Here is a 3,492-nt window from a genome sequence, read left to right as displayed (position 1 = left end):
CTAAGCTAAGCTAAGCTAAGCTAAGCTAAGCACCACCTGTCGCGGGTTTATTTCGAGAAATCCCTCGAGAACTGAACGGCAGGTCCTTGACGCCAGGACAGCAGAGAAGCTGCCAGATCAACAACTGGCAAAAGGGCGGTGACTGCTTTTGCGGCCAAAGGCTGACGTCCGAATAGGGTGGCAAAAAGTGTAGGGTGGCTTTTGGAAGGTTGGCGGAACGAATGTCCATTTCTTACCGTACAAAGCCTATTTCACTTTCGGATATGCTGGCCATCCTTGAATATCCCGGTTGAGTGGATCGTTCATGAAGAAGTCGAAGTACTTTACAGCCTGAGAAAGGGCATCGACCTGATCATCCGTCTTTCCTTCTGGGAACGCCCGAAGCTCGGCTTCAAAGTCATCGAGCCATGGAGCGCATTTTGGCAGAAGCACCTTCCCGGCGGCGATTGCGATCATGGCTGCTTCCATTCGCGCGACCTTGTTCCCGGTGGGTGTAATTCCCTGAATGAAGTTGGGGTATCGTATCAGCTTGTCTTCACGCCCTGCGTACTTCCGCAATATGCCCGTGATCAGTTCTCTGCCATTTGCGGTCTTCTCGATCACCATCCGGTCAAAATCGTACTTCGCATCAGCCTCTAAGACCATATCCAGAAGGTCGTACAAGGATAATTTCTTGCGTATGACGTTGGTAACATAAAGTCTTCCATTGGAAATTCTTCCGACGAGAATTACGTCATACGATTTTGAGTCAGCACCGGAGGATGCATCTACACTTATAAAGCGATCGTCCCAAACTTTGGGCGGGGTTTCATAGCGCTTGAACTTTGAAAGATCGATCAGGCCTCCGCCGAGCGGAGCCGGGTTTTGCTGAAACTGTGAGGAAAAAGCCCTCGGCGTCATCGTCCGTCGGCGCTTTTCTAATTCCTCGAGAGGGTAGTGGGCTTCGTGAAAAGACTCTCCGGCCTCGCGATTGTGAAAGAGGCCAGGACCTGTTGGGATCTTCTCATCATTCTCGGCTATCGCCGAGATCTTGAGCACCTCGAAATCTCCCCGCTTTAAGAAGTGACCGGCCAAGTCATATTCGGAAAGTCGCTGCATCACTAACACAGTTCTGAATTCTGCCGGACTGTTGGTGCGGCTTGAGAAGGTGTTGTCGAAGAACTCTGCGGTCTTCGCGCACACAGCTTCATTGTCTGCGTCTGATGCTTTCAAGGGATCATCAATGATGTGGATATGAGCGCCTTGTCCAGTCACACCTCCATCGACCCAAACTGCCTTGCGGAAACCTCCTTCAGACAAATGGGTTTCTGATTCCGTGTCCTTTGCCGCCTTGTTTGCGAACACAGGAAATATCGCCTGGATTTCCGGATGGGAAATCAGCTTCCGGAATGTCCGGTGGATGGATGTCGCCAGATCCTGCGAATAGCTGGCGACCAGGATACGCAGGGTAGGGTCGTGGCCCAGCAAGAAGGCTGGCCATGCAACTGATATGATCTCTGACTTCAATGAGCGAGGTGGCATCAGGACCATGAGATTGCGATTGTCACCATCCCGGACACGGTCCATTTGGTAACATATCGCGTCGATATGATAGTTGTCCTTGAGTGGTTCTCCGGGATGGAGGCACTCGTAACATTTTCTGGCAAAAGTGCCAAAATCCAGTCGGCATGCTGCATAAATTTCGGCTTTGGTGGGCGTGGACTCAGTCGGAGTCATTTTGTCCCTTCTTTGATGCCAGGGTTCTTGCCAGGAACTTCTTGAGCAGCGCTTCATCCTCTGCCGTCGCCGGCATATTGGCGGCGGTCATACCGGTATCCTGTGGCAGGTGTATCGCGGCGAGCTTCAGCAGCTCCGCAAGGGCATTGACGTTGCCCGAAAGTGCATCATTTACGAGTTTCATGACCGCAGCCTCGAGCTTTGTTGTCCTGGTCTTCTTGCCCTGGACTCTAATCTCGATTTTCGAAGCGAGTTCCTTCTGGACCACAGACCTTAGCGATTTCGCGCCCTTCGGTCTGCCCTTTGGGTTGCCGGACTGCCCGGGTTTAAATTGTGATTTCTTCGGCGGCTTGCTATAGCCAATGGGCTCCTTGCTCATGCCTCGCCCTCCTTGTCCGGAGGTGGCAGGAGCAAGGTAGTCGGTGCAGGCAGGGCGATGACGCCTGGCGGGCTGGGTCTCTCCAGCAAGGCTTTGCGGCCCGTCATCTCCTCCCATCGCCGCACTGCGACATCACAATACTTGGGCTCCAGTTCGATGACGCGGGCGCGGCGATTGGTGCGCTCGGCAGCGAGGATGAGTGTGCCGGAGCCACCGAAGCCGTCGATGCAGATGTCATCCGGCGCAGAGGCATCAAGGAGGGCGTCCGCGACCATGGCGACGGGTTTCACCGTTGGATGATCGGCGAGATCCTAGTCGCGACCTTTGCGGAATGTATTGGCGCCGGGATAGGCCCACACGTTTGAACGGTTCCGGCCGAACCGGCCGAGTTGAACATTGTTTAGATGAGGTGCGATGCCAACTTTGTAGATCAGGAATAGCTCGTGACGGGATCTGTAGAATGAACCCATGCCGGCATTGGTCTTGGTCCAGACGATCATGTTGAGGTAATCATCGTAGATCGGGTCAGCGGCTGCGAAGAGTTCGCGCAGGTGCCTGTGGTCGATTGCAATTAAGTGCACTCCGCCGTCGAGCGTGCAATTAATTGCATTCTGGAGGGCAGCGGTGAGGAACCCGGTGAACTCTTCGGAAGTCATTTCACCGGACGCCATTGCGAAGTCATCGTGGTCTTTGGATGAGACATGCCCCCGGATGCGGACATTGTAGGGTGGATCGGTGAAGCAGACCCGCGCAACCTCACCACTCATCAGGCGAGCCCAGATTGCCGCTTCCAGGCAGCTGCCGCAGATCAGGCGGTGGTCGCCAAGGATCCAGATATCGCCCGGTTGGGTGACCGGGGCAGCTGGGGCCTCAGGAACTGGTGGCTCATCCTCGGTTTCGTCGTCCGAACCGATCACAAGATCGATTTCGCCGATGTCGAAGCCTGTGGTTTCGAGATCGATGTCGCAGCCCATCTCGACGAGCATCGAGAGTTCCTGTTTCAGGGTGGGGCGATCCCATGATCCGTCTTCCACCAATTTGTTCGATGAGAGAACGAAAGATGCTTTTTGATCCGGCGACATATGAGAAGCGCGGATGGCCGGGATGAACTCCAGGCCGATGAATTGGTAGGCCTTCACCCTTTCATGTCCGGACAGAATTGTGTTGTGTTCGTCGATGATGATCGGATCAAGCAGGCCAACATCCTGAATGGATTTGATCAGCTTCTTGAGTTTGCTGGCCGAATGCCGGCGGGCGCGCCGTGGGTAAATGATCAATGTCGCAATTGCGACGCGTATGACCGTCGGCATAAACCCATTCAAATACGGGTCGGATTCGGGCGTGTTGCCCATCGAAGTCTCCTTTGTTGGTCTGCATCCCGAAAAGTGGTCCGGTAT

General features: G+C 54.3%; 4 protein-coding genes. All 4 read right to left on the bottom strand.

Annotated features, from left to right (window positions below):
* Nucleotides 1-246: 246 nt before the first annotated feature.
* The 4 genes from terL to HY26_RS16285 are packed head-to-tail and all read right to left on the bottom strand — an operon-like array spanning nucleotide 247 to nucleotide 3,405.
* Nucleotides 247-1,716 carry a phage terminase large subunit gene (gene terL / locus HY26_RS16300; protein WP_158531542.1) on the bottom strand — a complete coding sequence of 490 codons (1,470 nt, stop codon included), beginning with the start codon at nucleotides 1,714-1,716 and terminating at the stop codon, nucleotides 247-249.
* Nucleotides 1,703-2,095, bottom strand: coding sequence for a DUF5681 domain-containing protein (locus tag HY26_RS16295; protein WP_112074141.1), 393 nt, complete (start codon nucleotides 2,093-2,095; stop codon nucleotides 1,703-1,705). The genes terL and HY26_RS16295 overlap by 14 nt, the downstream gene beginning before the upstream one ends.
* Nucleotides 2,092-2,385, bottom strand: coding sequence for a DNA methyltransferase (locus HY26_RS16290; protein WP_158531541.1), 294 nt, complete (start codon nucleotides 2,383-2,385; stop codon nucleotides 2,092-2,094). Before HY26_RS16290 ends, HY26_RS16295 begins: the two co-directional genes overlap by 4 nt.
* A gap of 21 nt (nucleotides 2,386-2,406) precedes the next feature.
* Nucleotides 2,407-3,405, bottom strand: a complete 999-nt coding sequence (locus tag HY26_RS16285) for a ParB N-terminal domain-containing protein (protein WP_370453459.1) — start codon at nucleotides 3,403-3,405, stop codon at nucleotides 2,407-2,409.
* Nucleotides 3,406-3,492: the final 87 nt, after the last annotated feature.

The sequence above is a fragment of the Hyphomonas sp. GM-8P genome, from assembly GCF_003263315.1.
In the GTDB taxonomy this organism is placed as follows: domain Bacteria; phylum Pseudomonadota; class Alphaproteobacteria; order Caulobacterales; family Hyphomonadaceae; genus Hyphomonas.
The sequence above is the reverse complement of the archived record's forward strand: the minus strand, read 5'-3'. Positions and strand labels throughout refer to the sequence as shown.